This window comes from Ancylobacter sp. (genome assembly GCF_965279025.1).
In the GTDB taxonomy this organism is placed as follows: Bacteria; Pseudomonadota; Alphaproteobacteria; order Rhizobiales; family Xanthobacteraceae; genus Ancylobacter.
Map to the genome: position 1 here is coordinate 246424 of NZ_OZ257132.1, position 15962 is coordinate 262385.

At 68.8% G+C, this 15962-nt stretch carries 16 protein-coding genes and 1 pseudogene; 8 read left to right on the plus strand and 9 right to left on the minus strand.

The features are described from left to right. Positions 1-60: 60 nt before the first annotated feature. Positions 61-771, plus strand: a complete 711-nt coding sequence (locus tag ACQY76_RS01140; RefSeq protein ID WP_428031092.1) for an OmpW/AlkL family protein — start codon at positions 61-63, stop codon at positions 769-771. Between the two features lie 130 nt (positions 772-901). Here the strand turns inward: ACQY76_RS01140 and purH are convergent, their stop codons facing one another. From purH to ACQY76_RS01155, 3 genes are all read right to left on the minus strand, one after another. Beyond that, positions 902-2503, minus strand: a complete 1602-nt coding sequence (purH, locus tag ACQY76_RS01145) for a bifunctional phosphoribosylaminoimidazolecarboxamide formyltransferase/IMP cyclohydrolase (RefSeq protein ID WP_428031093.1) — start codon at positions 2501-2503, stop codon at positions 902-904. A 114-nt stretch (positions 2504-2617) separates the two neighbouring features. Then, positions 2618-4336, minus strand: coding sequence for a heparinase II/III family protein (locus ACQY76_RS01150; protein WP_428031094.1), 1719 nt, complete (start codon positions 4334-4336; stop codon positions 2618-2620). Positions 4337-4445: 109 nt separating this feature from the next. Continuing rightward, positions 4446-5768 (minus strand): RsmB/NOP family class I SAM-dependent RNA methyltransferase, encoded by a 1323-nt coding sequence (locus ACQY76_RS01155; RefSeq protein WP_428031095.1) that lies wholly within the window; start codon positions 5766-5768, stop codon positions 4446-4448. 177 nt (positions 5769-5945) lie between these two features. On the opposite strand from ACQY76_RS01155, the gene ACQY76_RS01160 reads away from it, so the two are divergent. Continuing rightward, complete coding sequence (locus tag ACQY76_RS01160; protein WP_428031096.1) at positions 5946-6917, plus strand: glucokinase; 972 nt, start codon at positions 5946-5948, stop codon at positions 6915-6917. On the opposite strand, the gene ACQY76_RS01165 is transcribed toward ACQY76_RS01160, so the two are convergent. The 3 genes from ACQY76_RS01165 to ACQY76_RS01175 all read right to left on the minus strand — a co-directional run bounded on the left by ACQY76_RS01165 (position 6892) and on the right by ACQY76_RS01175 (position 9089). Then, the gene (locus ACQY76_RS01165) at positions 6892-7674 is read right to left on the minus strand and encodes an RluA family pseudouridine synthase (RefSeq protein ID WP_428031097.1); all 783 of its coding nucleotides are present in this window, start codon (positions 7672-7674) and stop codon (positions 6892-6894) included. The two genes, ACQY76_RS01160 and ACQY76_RS01165, sit on opposite strands and share 26 nt — an antisense overlap. A gap of 42 nt (positions 7675-7716) precedes the next feature. Beyond that, the gene (locus tag ACQY76_RS01170; protein WP_428031098.1) at positions 7717-8499 is read right to left on the minus strand and encodes a 3-hydroxybutyrate dehydrogenase; all 783 of its coding nucleotides are present in this window, start codon (positions 8497-8499) and stop codon (positions 7717-7719) included. A 131-nt stretch (positions 8500-8630) separates the two neighbouring features. Beyond that, a complete protein-coding gene (locus ACQY76_RS01175) occupies positions 8631-9089 on the minus strand; it encodes a hypothetical protein (RefSeq protein ID WP_428031099.1) in 459 nt (152 codons plus the stop codon). A gap of 211 nt (positions 9090-9300) precedes the next feature. On the opposite strand from ACQY76_RS01175, the gene ACQY76_RS01180 reads away from it, so the two are divergent. The 3 genes from ACQY76_RS01180 (at position 9301) to ACQY76_RS01190 (ending at position 11655) form a co-directional block, all read left to right on the plus strand. Further along, on the plus strand, positions 9301-9846 hold the full coding sequence (locus ACQY76_RS01180; protein WP_428031100.1) for a Fur family transcriptional regulator: 546 nt from the start codon (positions 9301-9303) through the stop codon (positions 9844-9846). Between the two features lie 109 nt (positions 9847-9955). Further along, positions 9956-11254: a flavodoxin-dependent (E)-4-hydroxy-3-methylbut-2-enyl-diphosphate synthase gene (gene ispG / locus ACQY76_RS01185; protein WP_428031101.1), complete on the plus strand. Its 1299-nt coding sequence runs from the start codon at positions 9956-9958 to the stop codon at positions 11252-11254. Between the two features lie 5 nt (positions 11255-11259). Further along, entirely contained in the window at positions 11260-11655 is a 396-nt protein-coding gene (locus ACQY76_RS01190; RefSeq protein ID WP_428031102.1) for a rhodanese-like domain-containing protein, read from the plus strand. Between the two features lie 23 nt (positions 11656-11678). Here ACQY76_RS01190 and ACQY76_RS01195 read toward each other — a convergent pair whose 3' ends face one another. Beyond that, positions 11679-12002, minus strand: coding sequence for a type II toxin-antitoxin system PemK/MazF family toxin (locus ACQY76_RS01195; protein WP_428031103.1), 324 nt, complete (start codon positions 12000-12002; stop codon positions 11679-11681). Continuing rightward, complete coding sequence (locus ACQY76_RS01200) at positions 11999-12217, minus strand: antitoxin MazE family protein (protein WP_428031104.1); 219 nt, start codon at positions 12215-12217, stop codon at positions 11999-12001. Before ACQY76_RS01200 ends, ACQY76_RS01195 begins: the two co-directional genes overlap by 4 nt. A 163-nt stretch (positions 12218-12380) precedes the next feature. Between ACQY76_RS01200 and ACQY76_RS01205 the strand changes: the two genes are divergently transcribed. The 3 genes from ACQY76_RS01205 (at position 12381) to ACQY76_RS01215 (ending at position 15147) form a co-directional block, all read left to right on the plus strand. Then, a complete protein-coding gene (locus ACQY76_RS01205) occupies positions 12381-13418 on the plus strand; it encodes an aspartate-semialdehyde dehydrogenase (protein ID WP_428031105.1) in 1038 nt (345 codons plus the stop codon). Between the two features lie 134 nt (positions 13419-13552). Then, positions 13553-14191 (plus strand): DUF1007 family protein, encoded by a 639-nt coding sequence (locus ACQY76_RS01210; RefSeq protein ID WP_428031106.1) that lies wholly within the window; start codon positions 13553-13555, stop codon positions 14189-14191. Beyond that, positions 14182-15147, plus strand: a complete 966-nt coding sequence (locus ACQY76_RS01215; RefSeq protein WP_428031107.1) for a nickel/cobalt transporter — start codon at positions 14182-14184, stop codon at positions 15145-15147. Before ACQY76_RS01210 ends, ACQY76_RS01215 begins: the two co-directional genes overlap by 10 nt. On the opposite strand, the pseudogene ACQY76_RS01220 reads toward ACQY76_RS01215, so the two are convergent. Then, positions 15144-15889: pseudogene (locus ACQY76_RS01220) on the minus strand (acetoacetate decarboxylase). The gene ACQY76_RS01215 and the pseudogene ACQY76_RS01220 overlap by 4 nt on opposite strands. Between the last annotated feature and the right edge of the window lie 73 nt (positions 15890-15962).

The following is a 15962-nucleotide window of genomic DNA, read 5'->3' on the forward strand; positions in this document are numbered from 1 at the left end:
CTCCCCTCACGAATAGGCGTGTGCCCCGCACAGGGGCAAGGGAATCAAGGGGTTTGGGGCATGCCGTCCATCCGGTTAACATCACGTCGCGTTTCCGCTCCGGCGGTGGGTCTGGCTCTGTTGGGCGCCGCGCTTGCCGGGGCGCCGGCGCGCGCCGCCGACATGACGCGCACGCCGCCGCTGGCCTACAAGGCGCCCGCGCCGGTGGTGGAACAAAGCCCGTGGCAGATCCGCCTGCGCCTGCTCGGCGTGCTGCCGGAGGATGGCGGCTCGGTGCGCGGGGTCAACGGCTCGAATCTCGATTATTCCGACTCGGTCGTCCCCGAACTCGACATCACCTATTATTTCACCAAGAACTGGGCCGCCGAACTGATCCTCGGCGTGACGCCCCACGACATCAGCGGCGCCGGCACCCTCAAGAGCCTCGACAAGATCGCCGAGGTCTGGCTGCTGCCGCCGACCCTGACGCTGCAGTACCACTTCACCGATCTCGGCGCCTTCAAGCCCTATGTCGGCGCGGGCATCAACTACACCTTCTTTTTCGACCAGAAGGCCTATTCGGCCGATTCGATCGATGTGAAGGACACGTTCGGCTGGGCGCTGCAGGCCGGCTTCGACTACATGCTCGACGAGCACTGGGGCCTCAACGTCGACGTGAAGAAGCTGTTCCTGAAGCCCGATTTCGATGTCGTGGTCGCCGGCCAGAAACTCACCGGCACCGCCGATCTCGACCCGTGGATCGTCGGCGTCGGCGTCACCTACCGCTTCTGATTGTCATCTGAACGACGCCATGGCCGGGCTAGCCCCGGCCATCCACGTCCGGGGTCCGGTGGATCGTCGGGAAGGCGTTCATCCCCGGGCCAGGCGCGGGGATGACGGCGGGCGGGCGACGTGCGCCCCATCAGTGCCGGAAGTGCCGCACCCCGGTGAACACCATGGCGAGGCCGGCCGCGTCGGCGGCGGCGATCACGTCGGCGTCGCGGATCGAGCCGCCCGGCTGGATCACGGCGGTCGCCCCCGCCTCGATGGCGGCAACCAAGCCGTCGGCGAAGGGGAAGAACGCGTCCGAGGCCACCACGCTGCCGCGCGTCAGCGGCTCGGCCATCCCGGCGGCCGCTGCGGCGTCGCGCGCCTTGTGGGCGGCGATGCGCGCCGAATCGACACGGCTCATCTGGCCGGCGCCGATGCCCACCGTGGCGAGGTCGCGGGCGTAGACGATGGCGTTGGACTTCACATGCTTCACCACCCGGAAGGCGAAGGCGAGGTCCGCCCGTTCCTTCTCGGTCGGGGCGCGCCTGGTCACCACCTTCAGCGCCATGTCGTCCACCACCGCATTGTCGCGCGACTGCACGAGATAGCCGCCCGCCAGCGACTTCACGCCGAGCCCGCCGCCGCGCGGGTCCGGCAGCGCGCCGGTGACCAGCAGGCGCAGGTTCTTCTTGCCGGCGATGATGGCGGCGGCTTCCTCGGTGGCGTCGGGGGCGACGATCACCTCGGTGAAGATCTCGACGATGGCGCGGGCGGCGTCGGCGTCCAGCGTGCGGTTCAGCGCCACGATGCCGCCAAAGGCCGAGGTCGGGTCGCAGGCCAGCGCCTTGCGATAGGCCTCGACCAGCGTCTCGCCCTCGGCCACGCCGCACGGGTTGGCGTGCTTGACGATCACCACCGCCGGCGCGCGAGACGGGTCGAACTCGGCCACCGCCTCGAAGGCGGCATCGGTATCGTTGAGGTTGTTGTAGGAAAGAGCCTTGCCCTGAAGCTGCCGCGCCGTGGCGACGCCCGGCCGGGCCGCGCCGCCGACATAAAAGGCCGCGCTCTGGTGCGGGTTCTCGCCATAGCGCAGCGCCTCGGCAAGCCGCCCGCCAAAGACGCGGCTCTCGGCTGCCGCTTCCGCGTTTTCCTTCGCCTCCACCTCTGCGAACCACGCCGCGATGGCGCCGTCATAGGTGGCGGTGCGGGCATAGGCGAGCTGTGCCAGCGTGCGGCGGGTGGCGAGCGTGGTGCCGCCTTTCGCGTCGATGTCGGCGAGCACGGTAGCGTAGCTCGACGGATCGACCACCACCGCCACGTCGGCATGGTTCTTGGCCGCCGCGCGGATCATCGCCGGGCCGCCAATGTCGATGTTCTCCACGCAGTCATCATAGCCGGCGCCACGCGCCACCGTCGCCTCGAACGGGTAGAGATTCACCACCACGAGGTCGATCGGCAAAATGCCGTGCGCGTCCATGGAGGCGCGGTGGCCGGCGTCGTCGCGAATGGCGAGAATGCCGCCATGCACGCCCGGGTGCAGCGTCTTCACCCGCCCGTCCATCATCTCGGGAAAGCCGGTGAGGTCGGAAACGTCGCTCACCTCCAGCCCGGCCTCGGCCAGCGCCTTGCGGGTGCCGCCGGTGGAAACCAGCGCGATGCCCTTGGCGGCCAGCGCCTGCGCGAAGGGCACGAGGCCGGTCTTGTCGGAGACCGAGAGCAGGGCGCGGGCGATGGGGCGGATGTCAGCAGACATGGGGGCGGCCAGTGCGTTTGAACCAGGATGGGCGCCGCCCTACCACGTCTGCCCCCCCGGGTGAACCGCCGCCACGGCAGAACGGCTCTGCGCGCAACGGCAGGGGATGCCGGCCTAGCCCCGCAGCGCCCGCAGCTGGACGAAGGTCCACTCCACCCGGGGCGTCTGCCGGGCGGTGCCTGATATCACCAATTGCTCGGTGCGGCGGGGGCCGGCATTGCTGCCGAGGAAGATGCTTTCCTCGATGACGACGGCACTGCCCGGGGCGGTGAACGCCCAGTCGTCGCCATCCGGCAGCCGCAGGATCACCGTTTGCCCGTCCGAGGCGCGGGAGGGCTCGACAGAGGGGTGCAGGTGGAAGCGCACCGCGTAGCGGCCCGGCTGGTCGGAGGAAAATTCCTCGCCCTGCGCCACCCGGAACAGGTCCTCGCCATCGAGCCGCATGCCGTCGCCCGACAGCCGCCAGGAGCGCTGGTGGATGACGCCGAAGCGCTGCGCGTAGCCGTCATGGCTGGCGAGCAGAACGTCAGCCCCGCCCCGCTCGCTGCGATCGACATGCAGCTCGCCCGGGCCGCCCAGCACCGGCGCGCCGCACAGCCGCGTCAACGCCCCGGCAGAAAGGAAGCGGCAGGAGGAGGTGTCCTCCACCACCACGGTGGAATGCGCCGCCGTCTGCCGTGCCACGGCGCGCCATTCCTCCCGCCCGGCGGCGGGCAGGCCGCAATTGACCACGAGGCGGTGCCTGCCGGCCGAAAGCTCGAAGGACAGGCAGCCCGCATGCGCTTCCAGGCTGAGTGGCATGGGCGGCGGCGCGCCGGTGTCGGCAATCACCACGGTCGAGCCGGCCTCCATGCGCTGGTAGCCGGAATAGGGCGCGTTCGACACCGGGCGCCCGCGCGCATCATCATAGGCCAGCACGGTGGCCAGCACGTCCGCCGGGGTCGGGCCCATGCCGTTGAACAGCGCGAAGGCGCCGTCGACATGGCGGAAGAAGCGCAGCATCGGCATCATGCGGTCGATGGCGTTGAGCAGAGCCGGCGGCGGCGCGATATGGCGCGCGCCATAGCACTGGCGCAGCGGCAGCAAATCGAGCAGCAGCTCGATGAGCACGCCGGGATTGCGGCTCACATGGCCGCCATCGCCCAGCACCTGGCGTTCGAGTTCCTCGATGAGCCGTTTTTGCGCCGAGCGCATCAGCCGCGTCTGGTCGGCCATGCAGAGGCTCGCCAGCGCCAGCGTCACCGCGCAGGCAAGGCGCGGGCGGCCATCCGGCGCGTTCGGGGCGACGCTCTTGATGTAGCGCACCTGCGCCGTCAGGCTGCGGATGAAGCGGCGATGGAAGCTGGGATCGGCATCCTGCAGGATCAGCGGCGCCTGCGTCAGCCAGCTCGCCACCCGCCGCGCGGCGACCTCCGGCGCGGAGGCACGCGGCAGGCGGTGGCCGCGCATGGCGATCCAGTCGCCCACCAGCGCGCGGGCATGCGCCCGGGCGATGGGGGAGGAGGCGGCCTGCAAATGCGGCAGCCAGCCGAAGGAATAGAGTTCGCGCGCCCATTCCGGCGAGGGCGGCTCCATCTCGAAGGGCGAGGCGCCGTCGGTCAGCACGAGCTTGCCGGCGAAGCTGTAGCGGCCGGCATAGAACTCGCTCGCCCGTGCCGGATCGCCGGTGCGCAATTCGTGCGGCGCGAAGAGAAGGCGCGAGGGCACGGGCACGGACGCCGCGCGCCACGGAAACCACGGATGCGCCAGCGTGCGCGCTACAAGGCTGTTCCAGCCGGTCTCGGCGGCGAAAAGCGCCAGGCGGGCGCGGTCCGCATAGATTTCGCGGGCCATCAGCGTCTCAGCCCCTCTCGAAGACGCCGGGAATCACCAGCTCTGCCATGGCGCGACCTTAGCGGAGCGGCACCCGCCGTCCAACCGGTCACCGGGCTCGCGCACCCCCTCACCCCTTGCGCAACCGCGCGGCGAAGAAGCCGTCGAGGCCGGCATAGCGCGGGTCTTCGTCGGGCAGGTGGGTGGGCAAGGTGCGAACCTCGCCCTGCGTGTTGATCCACTCCGCCGCGATGCCGCACTCGCCCGATGTGACAGGGTCGCGGACAAAATCGGGGCGGCGTTCCAAGAAGGCGGCGACCTGCCGCTCGCCCTCCTCCGGCTCCAGCGAGCAGGTGGAATAGACCATCACCCCGCCCGGCTTCACCAGATCGGCGGCATGGGAGAGCAGCCGGGCCTGCAGCGCGGCGAGGCTGGCAATGTCGGCGGGCGCCTTGGTCCATGCCACTTCCGGGTGGCGGCGAATTGTGCCGGTGGCCGAACAGGGCGCGTCGATCAGCACGGCGTCGAACGGCCCCGCCTGCAGGCGCGTGGCGTCGGCCTCGATGATGTCAGCGGAAAGGTTGAGCCGCGCCAGATTGGCCTTCAGCCGGCGCAGGCGCGGGGCGGAACGGTCGACCGCCACCACCCGCGCGCCAGCCGCCGCCAGCTGCGCCGTCTTGCCGCCGGGTGCAGCACAGAGGTCGGCGATTACCATTCCTGCAGCCGGGTGAAGCAGCAGTGCCGGCAGTGCCGCCGCCGCGTCCTGCACCCACCATTCGCCCTCGTCGAAGCCCGGCAGCGCGGTGACGTTGCCGGCCTCCACCAGGCGGATCGAGCCGGTCGGCAGCAACCGTCCGCCGAGTTTTTCCGCAAGCATTTCAGGGTGTTGACGGGCGGTGAGATCGAGCGGGGCCTCGGCGGCCAGCGCATGGGAGATCGCGGTGCCTGCCGCCGGGCCATAGGCCGCGGTCCAGCCCTCCACCATCCATTCCGGCTGGTCGGCGACGTCGGGAAGGACAGCCTTGCCCTCCCGCGTGATCCGCCGAAGCACAGCATTTGCAAGGCCTTTGAAGCCGGCCGTACTCGCCTGCTCGCCCACCAGCGTCACCGTGGTGCCCACCGCCGCATGGTCGGGAACGTCCATGAACAGGATCTGCGCGGCACCGACCAGCATCAGCACCTCGACCCGCCGCGCCTTTTCCGGGATGCCCCGTTCCAGCAGTGTCCGCAGCAGCGCCCGCAAGCTCCCCAGCCGCCGCAGCGTCGTTGCCGCGATCATCCGCGCCAGCGCGCGGTCGCGGTCATCCAGCCCGCGGGTGAGCCGTTCCAGCGTCTCCTCCAGCGGGTGGCCGCTTTCGAGGATAGCTTCGACGGCGTCAGCCGCCGCGCGGCGGGGCGCGAGACCGGGCGCATCGAGGGAAGCGGAGCGAGGGGTTTGGCGCGTGTCTTTCATCGCGATGGGACTAGGCCGAGCCACGCGGGAAGGCAACCTTATCTCGCCGATCGCACATTGCCACGCATCCAAATGGCCACGTGGGGGTTGTCGAAGCGGGCGAGATTGGGTCCTATCCCGACTTGACCCGCCGCCACGCCTCTACGCCGCCACGCCTTTTCTCGCAGCGAACGGACCATGCCGCACCAGATCCTCATCGCCGATATCGGCGGAACCTCCTCTCGCCTCGCCCTCGTCGGTACGGATGGCGTGCCGCGCGACATCCAGATTCACCGCAATGACAGCTTCGCCGGCTTCAAGCAGATGATCGAGGCCGATCTCGACCAGCGCGGCGAGGGTGCCCGCGCGGCCGTCGGCGGCGCGGTGCTGGCCGTGGCGGGACCGGCGGATGAGGAGGTCATCCGGCTGACCAACCGCGACTGGTCGTTTGCCAAGCGTGACATGCGCCGGCATTTCGGCTGGCAGAAATTCGCCGCGCTGAACGATTTCGAGGCGCTTGCGCTGGGTGTGCTGGCGCTCACCCCGGACGACCTCGTTCCGGTGGGCGGCGGGCATGCGGAACGCGACGCGCCCATCCTCGTCTGCGGCCCCGGCACCGGCTTCGGCACCGCCATTCTTGTGAAGACCGGCCGCAATCGCATGGTGCTCACCGGCGAAGGCGGGCGCGTGCGGCTCGGCGCCGCCGATTCCGAGGAGGCGCTGCTGCTGGGGCACATGGTGCGCGAGCTCGGCCCCGTGGTGGTGGAGCATGCTCTGTCCGGCTCGGGCCTCGCGCGCATCCACCACATCCTGTCGGGCACCAGTCTCTCTCCCGAAGCGGTGATCGCCGCCGCCCTGCGCGGCGAGGACGAAGCGCAGCACAGCTGCCACGTTTTCCTCAAGCTGTTCGGCCGCATTGCCGGCGATCTCGCGCTCATTACCAATGCTCGCGGCGGCGTTTATCTCGCCGGCGGCGTCTCCGTGGGCCTGGCGTCGCTTTTCGCCGGCTCGGCGTTCCGTGCCGCCTTCGAGGAACATCCGCCCTTCGAGGGGCGGCTCGCCGACATGCCGGTACAGGTCATCACCCACCCCACGCCGGGGCTGATCGGCTGCGGCCAGTATGGCGGCCGGATCGCCCGCACGCTCAAGCCCGGCCTGCGCGTGGTGTGAAGTCGGCGGCATCCGCCAGCGCTTCCAGCACGGCGGGGTCGAACCCCGCCCGCTCCAGCGTGGCGCGCATATGGGCGGGCAGCGGCGCTCGCACGTCCACCGGGTCGCGGCCCTTCTTCTGCGGGATCACCGCGCGCCGCGAATGCAGATGCAGGATCGGCCCGCCCGGCAGGCGCGAGGCGCCGCCATAGATGCTGTCGCCGAGGATCGGGTGGCCGATGGCATCGAGATGCACGCGCAATTGATGTGTGCGCCCGGTAAGCGGCGAGAGCGCCAACACCGCCAGCCCCTCGCCCTCAGCAATTTTCTCCCATTCGGTGATGGCTTCCTGCCCCTTGGCATCGACCGCCATCCACCAGCCGCGCGTCGGCGAGCGCTTGGCGAGCCGGAGTTCGATGCGCCCGCGCGCCTGCGCCGGCACGCCGCGCACTACCGCCATATAGGTCTTGCCCACCGTGCCGTCGGCAAATGCCTTGCCGAGATCGGCCAGCGCCTTGCGGTGGCGGCCGAGCACGAGGCAGCCGGAGGTGTCCTTGTCGAGCCGGTGGGCGAGTTCCGGCGCATTGGGCAGGCCGAAGCGCAGCGCGTCGAGATGGTCGGCCAGGGTCTCGCCGCCCTTCGGCCCCTTATGCACCGCAAGACCCGGCGGCTTGTCGATGACCAGCATCATGCCGTCGCGATGCAGGACGCGGGCGGCGATGTCGAATGCGCCCTCCGTGGCGGGGGCGGCTTCGTCGGAAGGGGCGGTCTGGCTCATTGCCCCGTCACACCACAAAGCCGGGCGCGCGTCGAGGGGCGCCTATTTCGCCACCCAGCCGCCATCCATCTGCTGCAGCGCGCCGGTGATGGAGCGGGCGCTGTCACTGGCGAGGAACACCGCCAGCGCCGCCACTTCCTCGACGGTGACGAACTGCTTGGTCGGCTGCTCGGCCAGCAGCATCTCCTTCACCTGCGCCTCCGTCATGCCGCGTGCCTTCATGGTGTCGGGAATCTGCCGCTCCACCAGCGGCGTCCAGACATATCCTGGGCAGATGGCGTTGACCGTGATGCCGAACGGCGCCGTCTCCAGCGCCACCGTCTTGGTCAAACCGGCAATGCCGTGCTTGGCCGCGACATAGGCCGACTTGAAGGGCGAGGCGACCAGCGCATGGGCGGACGCCGTGTTGATGATGCGCCCCCAATTGCGCGCCTTCATGCCCGGCACGGCGGCCTTGATGGTGTGGAAGGCGGCCGTGAGGTTCAGCGCGATGATGAGGTCCCATTTGTCATCGGGGAACTCGTCGACCGGCGCGACATGCTGCACGCCGGCATTGTTCACGAGGATGTCGACCGAGCCGAGCTTTTCCTGCGCGAATTCGATGAGGCCGGCGCATTCCGCCCCCTTGGTGAGGTCGGCACCGGAATACAGTGCCGTAACGCCGAAGGCGCTCGCGATGCCGGAACGGTCCTGCTCGATCGCCGCAGCATCACCGAAGCCGTTCAGCACCACATTGACCCCTTCGGCGGCGAACGCACGGGCTATGGCGAGGCCGATGCCGCTGGTCGAGCCGGTGATGACGGCGTTCTTACCCTTCAAGGCCATGGACACTTCCCTGTTCGACGAAGACGGGCGGCATACCGCGCCGCAGGAGAGGCACGAGGCGGCGACGGGCGTGTCACCGTCTCGCACGCAGGGGCAGGCGCCGCCAGCACCGGCGGCGCGACAGCCGCCGGTCAGGGCTGCTTGAGGCAGACCGCGACGACTTCCTTCACCGGGTGCTCGCAGGCGACGACGGTCTTGCCGCCATCCGCCGCAAAGGACGCGATGTGCTGGAACCCACGGTCGGTATTGACGCAATAGCCGGAAACGATGACCTCGCCGGCCTCGCAGCTGCTGGTGCAGCCCGCCGACGGACACGGCGCGGTGCGCACCGTGATGGCGGTGGCCCCGGACGAACCGGGCGCGCCCGCCGCGCCGGCAGGGCCCTGCGGCCCCGTGGGACCGGCCGGACCGGCGGGGCCGGCAGGCCCTGTGGTGCCGGCGGGACCGGCCGGGCCAACCGCACCTGCGGGACCCGCCTGCCCGACGGCGCCAGCCTCGCCCTTCGGCCCGGGAGGACCGGCGGCGCCCTCGAAACACCCTGCCAGAGGCAAGGCGAGCGCCGCGATGAGAATGAATTTGAAAGCCTGCATAGAACCCCCAATGAGCTACCCAGCAGGCCCATCCTGCTCCGGCTCACCGAGGGTCACAAGGGAGCGATGCGGTGAAAAACGCCTCTCCCGGCAACTCTTTTGCCCGGCCTGCTGCCTTTCGCTGGCGGGCACGCCTGCGGCACGCAGCGCATTCCCGGCTTTGTGGCGGGCCGTCATGGCGCGGCGACGGGGGAGACGTTATATTGATGCCATGTCGACGCTCCCTCCCTCGCCCGCCGGTCCACATGGGCATGATGACCACGATCATGCCGCCTGCGTGGCCGGTGCCATTGCGCGCTTCGAGGAGTGCTGCGCCCGCAGCGGCGCGCGCCTGACGCCGCTGCGCCGGCGCGTGCTGGAGGAACTGGCCGACAGCCACACCCCGCTCGGCGCCTATGATCTTGTCGAGCGCCTCGGCGGCTCCGGCGAGAAGCCGCCGCCGATGTCGGTGTATCGCGCTTTGGATTTTCTGGTGTCGGAAGGGCTCGTCCACCGCATCGAGAGCCGCAACGCCTATCTTGTCTGCGGACGCGAACATGGCCCGGACGACGTCATCGTGTTTCTCATCTGCGAGAGCTGCGGCGTGACGGCGGAAGTCGCCTCGCACGCCATCGGCCGGGATCTCGCCTGGGCCACCCGGGGCGCCGGCTTCACGCCGCGCACCCCGGTGGTCGAGATTGCCGGAAGCTGCGCCCGATGCCGCACCGCCGCTGGCGCGGAAGCCGCGCGGACCGAACGCGTCGAGGCCGCCCGTTGACGCCCCGCCCGCGCCGGCTTACCCCCTGCCGCGCAGGCGCGCCGACCGCCGCAAAAACGACTCTGGCCCGCGCGATATTGCCGCGCTTTGCCTCCGGACGATGAACCCCATGGACGCCCTCTCGCCTGCCCCCATCGTAGCGCCCGATCTGGAAGCTGCCGGCCCCGCCCCGCGCCGACTCACCGTCGCCGTCAAGGTTGGCGGCGTCACGGTCGGCGGCGGCGCGCCGGTGGTTGTGCAGTCGATGACCAATACCGACACGGCGGACGCCGAGGGCACTGCCCGGCAGATCGCGGCGCTGGCCCGCGCCGGTTCGGAGATCGTGCGCATCACGGTCGATCGGGATGAATCCGCCGCCGCTGTGCCCGCGATCAAGGAGCGCCTGCTCCGCATGGGGCTCGACACGCCCCTCGTCGGCGACTTCCATTACAACGGCCATTTGCTGCTGACGAAATACCCGGACTGCGCGCAGGCGCTCGACAAGTACCGCATCAATCCCGGCAATGTCGGCTTCGGCGAGAAGCGTGACCGCCACTTCGCCACCATCGTCGAGCAGGCAATCAGATACGAAAAACCGGTGCGCATCGGCGCCAATTGGGGCTCGCTCGACGACGACCTGCTTACCGCGCTGATGGATGCCAACGCCCGGCTGCCCAACCCGGCACCGGCCCGCGCCGTCACCCGCGAGGCGCTGGTGCGCTCCGCCCTTCTCTCGGCGGCGCTGGCCGAGGAGATAGGTCTGCCGAAGGAGAAGATCATCCTTTCCGCCAAGGTCTCGGCGGTGCAGGACCTCATCACCGTCTATGCCGAACTGGCGCGCCGCGCCGACTATGCGCTGCATCTCGGCCTTACCGAGGCCGGCATGGGCTCCAAGGGCATCGTCGCCTCGTCCACCGCCATGGGCGTGCTGCTCCAGCAGGGCATCGGCGACACGATCCGCGTCTCGCTCACCCCCGAGCCGGGCGGCGACCGCACCCGCGAGGTGACGGTGGCGCAGGAGATGCTGCAGACCATGGGCCTGCGCACTTTCGTGCCGCTGGTCGCCGCCTGCCCCGGCTGCGGTCGCACCACCTCCACCACCTTCCAGGAACTGGCCTTCGAAGTGCAGGACTTCATCCGCACGTCGATGCCGGAATGGAAGAAGCATTATCCCGGCGTCGAGACGCTGAACGTCGCGGTGATGGGCTGCATCGTCAACGGACCGGGCGAGAGCAAGCATGCCGATATCGGCATCTCGCTGCCGGGCACCGGCGAGTTCCCGACCGCCCCGGTCTATCTCGACGGCAAGAAGGCGATGACGCTGCGCGGGCCGCGCCTGCGCGAGGATTTCAAGAAAATCGTCGAGGACTATGTCGAGCGTCGCTTCGGCGTAGGCGGACGCAATGCGGGTGTCGACGCGGCGGAGTGAGGGCGATGAAGAAGGGCTACCAGCAATTGCTCGCCGAAGCCGAGGCGCATATCGAGGCGATCGAGGTGGCCGACGCCTCGACGCTGCAGGGCCGAGACGACGTGGTCTTCGTCGACCTGCGCGAGCCCCGCGAGCGCGAGCGGGACGGCACCATTCCCGGCGCCTTTTCCTGCCCACGCGGCGTGCTGGAATTCTGGCTCGACCCGGAAAGCCCCTACGCCAAGCCGATCTTCGCGCAGGACAAGCGCTTCGTGTTCTTCTGCGCCGTCGGCTGGCGCTCGGCGCTGGCGACCAGGACCGCGCAGGAAATGGGGCTGGAGAAGGCCTGCCACCTCAAGGGCGGCTTCACCGCCTGGAAAGACGCCGGCGGCACGGTGGAGACGGTTTCGGCGAAGGGATGAGCTGCGGCTGGGATAAGCTCGCTTCAGCCCAAGCCGAGAAAGAGCGCCAGTGATCGCGTAACCCGGACCATCGCGTCGTCCTCTAATCGGCCGAAAGCCGGGCCAATACGATCACGGCGGATCGTCATGGGCTTGTCGACCATGATCTGCGAGGATTTGCGCAGGCCATTCGCCTCACTCGGCTCCACCGCTATGCGGATCAAAGGCGCATCGACCAGCGTGCCGGACAGTGGAAGCACGGTGACGGACGCGGTCTCGTCGAACTGGTCCGCCTGAACCACAAGGGCCGGACGCAGCTTGCCAAAATCGCCCGGAAGCGAGACCGTCACAAGGTGGCCTCGCATCACTCATCTGCCGGAAGATCGGCCCATGCCCCATCCATGAAGGCCTGAAGGTCCTGGTCAGCTAGGTCGGCCGCCGCCGTAAGGCGCGACTGCCGCCGGCACTCCTCGGCAAATCCCGGGCGCCGCGTATCAGGCACCCAGATTTGAACGGGCCGAAGCCCTGCCGACCGCAACGCGTCGCGGCGGCGCTGGACCCGCACCCTGACGGATGTTGCCATCGCACTCTCTCCAATGTGTTACATGTAACATAAGTCGAGCCCAAGAGCTGTCAATGGCGCCGGGCTGCCCCGCGCCACCACCCGTTGCCTCGCCGCGCCTTATCGCGTAAAAGCCCGCGCTCGCCCGAGCCTGTGAATGGCAGGGCCTTCAGGAGATCAGCACATGGGCTACAAGGTCGCCATCGTCGGTGCCACAGGCAATGTGGGCCGCGAAATGCTCGACATTCTCTCCGAGCGGGGATTTCCCGCCGACGAGGTGGTCGCGCTCGCCTCTCGCCGTTCCGTCGGCACCGAGGTTTCGTTCGGCGACAAGACGCTCAAGTGCAAAGCCCTGGAAAACTACGATTTTTCCGACACCGATATCTGCCTGATGTCGGCCGGCGGCGACGTTTCCAAGGAATGGTCGCCCAAGATTGGCCGCCAGGGCTGCGTGGTGATCGATAACTCCTCCGCCTTCCGCTACGACAGCGACGTGCCGCTGATCGTGCCGGAAGTGAACGCCGACGCCATCACCGGCTTCACCAAGAAGAACATCATCGCCAACCCCAACTGCTCGACCGCCCAACTCGTCGTGGCCCTCAAGCCGCTGCACGATCTGGCAACCATCAAGCGCGTGGTGGTGGCGACCTATCAGTCCGTCTCCGGCGCCGGCAAGGACGCCATGGACGAGCTGTTCGCGCAGACCCGCGCGGTGTTCGTCTCCGACCCGGTGGAAGCCAAGAAGTTCCCCAAGCGCATCGCCTTCAACGTCATTCCTCACATCGACGTCTTCATGGAAGACGGCTACACGAAGGAGGAATGGAAGGTGATGGTCGAGACCAAGAAGATTCTCGACCCCAAGATCAAGCTCACCTGCACCGCCGTGCGCGTGCCGGTGTTCATCTCCCATTCGGAAGCCGTGAACGTCGAGTTCGAGAAGCCGATCACCGCCGAGGAAGCGACGCAGGCCCTGCGCAACGCGCCGGGCGTGCTCGTCATCGATAAGCGCGAGCCCGGCGGCTACATCACCCCCTATGAGGCGGCCGGCGAGGACGCCACCTATGTCTCGCGCATCCGCGAGGACGCCACCGTCGAGAACGGCCTCTCCTTCTGGTGCGTGTCGGACAATCTGCGCAAGGGCGCAGCGCTGAACGCGGTGCAGATCGCGGAAGTTCTGATCAACCGCAAGCTGATCCAGCCCAAGGCCCGCAAGGCGGCCTGAGCCCCTGCGCGATATCGTGACTAAAGCACCGGCCGCCTTCGGGCGGCCGTTGCCGTTTAGGGTGCGCCCCGTCACCATTCCGCCGAACTCCGCCGCCACCACTGCGTCACCTTGGCGGCTTGAGAGGAACCGACGTGATCCAGCGGCTTCTGGCCACACTGCTCGTCCTCGGCGCCCTCACCGGCTCCGCGCTGGCCCATCCGCACGTGTGGGTCGAGGTGCATTCCGAGCTCGACTACGCCCCGGACGGCACGCTCGCCGGCGTGCGCCACCACTGGAAGTTCGACGAGGCGTTCTCCACCTATGCCCTGCAGGGCCTGGAAACGACGCCCGATGGCAAGCCGAGCGAGAAGACACTCAAGGAACTCGCGCAGGTGAACATCGATTCCCTGCACGAATTCGACTTCTTCACCTACGCCAAGCGCGGCAAGCAGGACATGACGTTCCTGCCGCCCAAGGACTACACGCTGACCTATGACGGCACCGCGCTGACGCTGCACTTCACCCTGCCGCTCGCCCAGCCGCCGGCCCGAAAGGGCGAGCTGGCGCTCGACATCTACGACCCCACCTATTTCGTCGCCTTCCAGCTTGCCGACGACAACCCTGTGACATTCGCCGGCAATGCCGGGGACTGCGCGCTGACCCTGCACCGGCCCGACCCGGCGGCGACCGGCAGCTCGACCACCCTGTCGGAAGGCTTCTTCAACGCCCTCACCTCGGCCAGCCAGTTCGGCTCGCAATTCGCCAACCGCGTCACGGTGAAATGCTCGTGAACCGCCGGCTGGCCGCCTTGGCACTGGCGCTCGTCGCCGGCGCGCTCATGCTGCACCCCGCCCTCGCCCAGAGCCCGTTCGGCGTCGGCGCCCCCGCCCCGCCGGAGGCCGGAGGCATCGCCGGCTTCATCCTCGCCAAGCAGGCCGAGTTCTACCGGCTGCTCACCTCGGCCGTGCGCGCCTCGAAGCAGGACGGGCACGCGGTGCTGCTGCTCGGCGGCATCTCCTTCGCCTATGGGGTGTTCCATGCCGCCGGGCCCGGCCATGGCAAGGCGGTGATCTCGTCCTATCTGCTCGCCAATGAGGCGACGCTGAAGCGCGGCATCGGCCTCGCCTTCGCCAGCGCACTGGCGCAGGCGACGACCGCCATTCTGGTGGCCGGCATTCTTGCCGCGCTCATCGGCACGACGGCGGCCACGATGAGCCGGGCGGTCTCGCTGATCGAGCTGGCGGCCTATGGGCTGATCGTCCTCATCGGGCTGCGGCTCACTTGGATAAAGGGCCGCGCCCTCCTCGCCGCCGCGCGCGGCACCCCGGCGCGTCGCCACGGTCCGGAATGCGGCTGCGGCGACGACCACGCCCATATGCCCGCTCCCGACGACCTGCCCCGCAGTGGCGGCTGGCGCGAATGGTGGGGCGCAGTGATGTCGGTGGGACTGCGCCCCTGCTCGGGCGCCATCCTCGTGCTGGTCTTCGCGCTGGCGCAGGGCATCTTCTGGGTCGGTGCGGCCTCGGCATTGCTGATGGGCGTCGGCACGGCGCTGACGGTGAGCGCCATCGCCGCCATCGCGGTGTTTGCCAAGCACACCGCCGTCCGGCTCGCCGCCAATCGTCAGGGGTCGACGGGCGCGCTCGTCCTGCGCGGCATGGAGTTCCTCGCCGCGCTGGCGCTGGTCGCCTTCGGGCTGGCCCTGTTGCTCGGCTTCATGGCCACCGAGAGGCTGACGCTGGGCTAGGCTCGGTCCTTGAGATAGTCGTGGACCACCTTGCCGAGGCCGAGGGTGACATCGGTGCGGAAATGCGCGGCCGAGAGCACCTCCAGCACCGGAGCTTGGCGACGTCGGCGAGAGCGTGCGGGAACAGGCCCAGCGCCCCCGGCCCGGTCCACGCCTCCTTCACCACGATGTCTTCGAGATGATACTCGACCAGCTCGCACACCCGCGCCGAACCGTCGACATGGGGAATGATCTTGATCACCCAGTTCGGCCCGCGCAGCGAGGCGTGCAGGGCCTCCTTGTCGAGCGCCTTGTACTTGTAGCCCATGGTGGCGGAGCTCACGAGTACGCTGCCGTAATGCAGCGTCCCCACCAGCGTGTCGCTCTCGATGCGCAGCGATGGCTTGGCGAGCTTCTTGGGAAAGCCCCACAGCTCGCGCCCGCCGGCGATCGGGGCCTCGTCGTCGAGATACATGGAGTGGACGTAGACGCCCTTCACCCCGTTCAGCTCCACGGGAATGACCTGCCCGGTCTCCGTATAGTCGCCGAAGCCGGTCGAATCCGGCATGCGGATGAACTCATATTTGACGATGGGCTCGACCACCTTGAGCGGCTCGGGCACCACCTTTTCCAGCGCCGCGGGATCGGTGCGGTAGGTGATGATGAAGAACTCGCGGTTGAAGAATTGGTACGGCCCCTTGGGATAGGACGGGCTGGTGAGCGGCATGGAATAAGCGGTGCGGCGAACGTCGTCGATCTTCATGGCGGGGCTACCTCCTGGGACGCCTCAGCTTAGAACATCGACGGCGACAAAGAGAGCGGAGACGGCCGAACCT

Bases quoted from the DNA above. Each gene is read 5' to 3' on its own strand.
- ACQY76_RS01140 (WP_428031092.1), top strand. From the start codon at position 61: ATGCCGTCCATCCGGTTAACATCACGTCGCGTTTCCGCTCCGGCGGTG.
- purH (WP_428031093.1), bottom strand. From the start codon at position 2,503: ATGTCTGCTGACATCCGCCCCATCGCCCGCGCCCTGCTCTCGGTCTCC.
- ACQY76_RS01150 (WP_428031094.1), bottom strand. From the start codon at position 4,336: ATGGCCCGCGAAATCTATGCGGACCGCGCCCGCCTGGCGCTTTTCGCC.
- ACQY76_RS01155 (WP_428031095.1), bottom strand. From the start codon at position 5,768: ATGAAAGACACGCGCCAAACCCCTCGCTCCGCTTCCCTCGATGCGCCC.
- ACQY76_RS01160 (WP_428031096.1), top strand. From the start codon at position 5,946: ATGCCGCACCAGATCCTCATCGCCGATATCGGCGGAACCTCCTCTCGC.
- ACQY76_RS01165 (WP_428031097.1), bottom strand. From the start codon at position 7,674: ATGAGCCAGACCGCCCCTTCCGACGAAGCCGCCCCCGCCACGGAGGGC.
- ACQY76_RS01170 (WP_428031098.1), bottom strand. From the start codon at position 8,499: ATGGCCTTGAAGGGTAAGAACGCCGTCATCACCGGCTCGACCAGCGGC.
- ACQY76_RS01175 (WP_428031099.1), bottom strand. From the start codon at position 9,089: ATGCAGGCTTTCAAATTCATTCTCATCGCGGCGCTCGCCTTGCCTCTG.
- ACQY76_RS01180 (WP_428031100.1), top strand. From the start codon at position 9,301: ATGTCGACGCTCCCTCCCTCGCCCGCCGGTCCACATGGGCATGATGAC.
- ispG (WP_428031101.1), top strand. From the start codon at position 9,956: ATGGACGCCCTCTCGCCTGCCCCCATCGTAGCGCCCGATCTGGAAGCT.
- ACQY76_RS01190 (WP_428031102.1), top strand. From the start codon at position 11,260: ATGAAGAAGGGCTACCAGCAATTGCTCGCCGAAGCCGAGGCGCATATC.
- ACQY76_RS01200 (WP_428031104.1), bottom strand. From the start codon at position 12,217: ATGGCAACATCCGTCAGGGTGCGGGTCCAGCGCCGCCGCGACGCGTTG.
- ACQY76_RS01205 (WP_428031105.1), top strand. From the start codon at position 12,381: ATGGGCTACAAGGTCGCCATCGTCGGTGCCACAGGCAATGTGGGCCGC.
- ACQY76_RS01215 (WP_428031107.1), top strand. From the start codon at position 14,182: ATGCTCGTGAACCGCCGGCTGGCCGCCTTGGCACTGGCGCTCGTCGCC.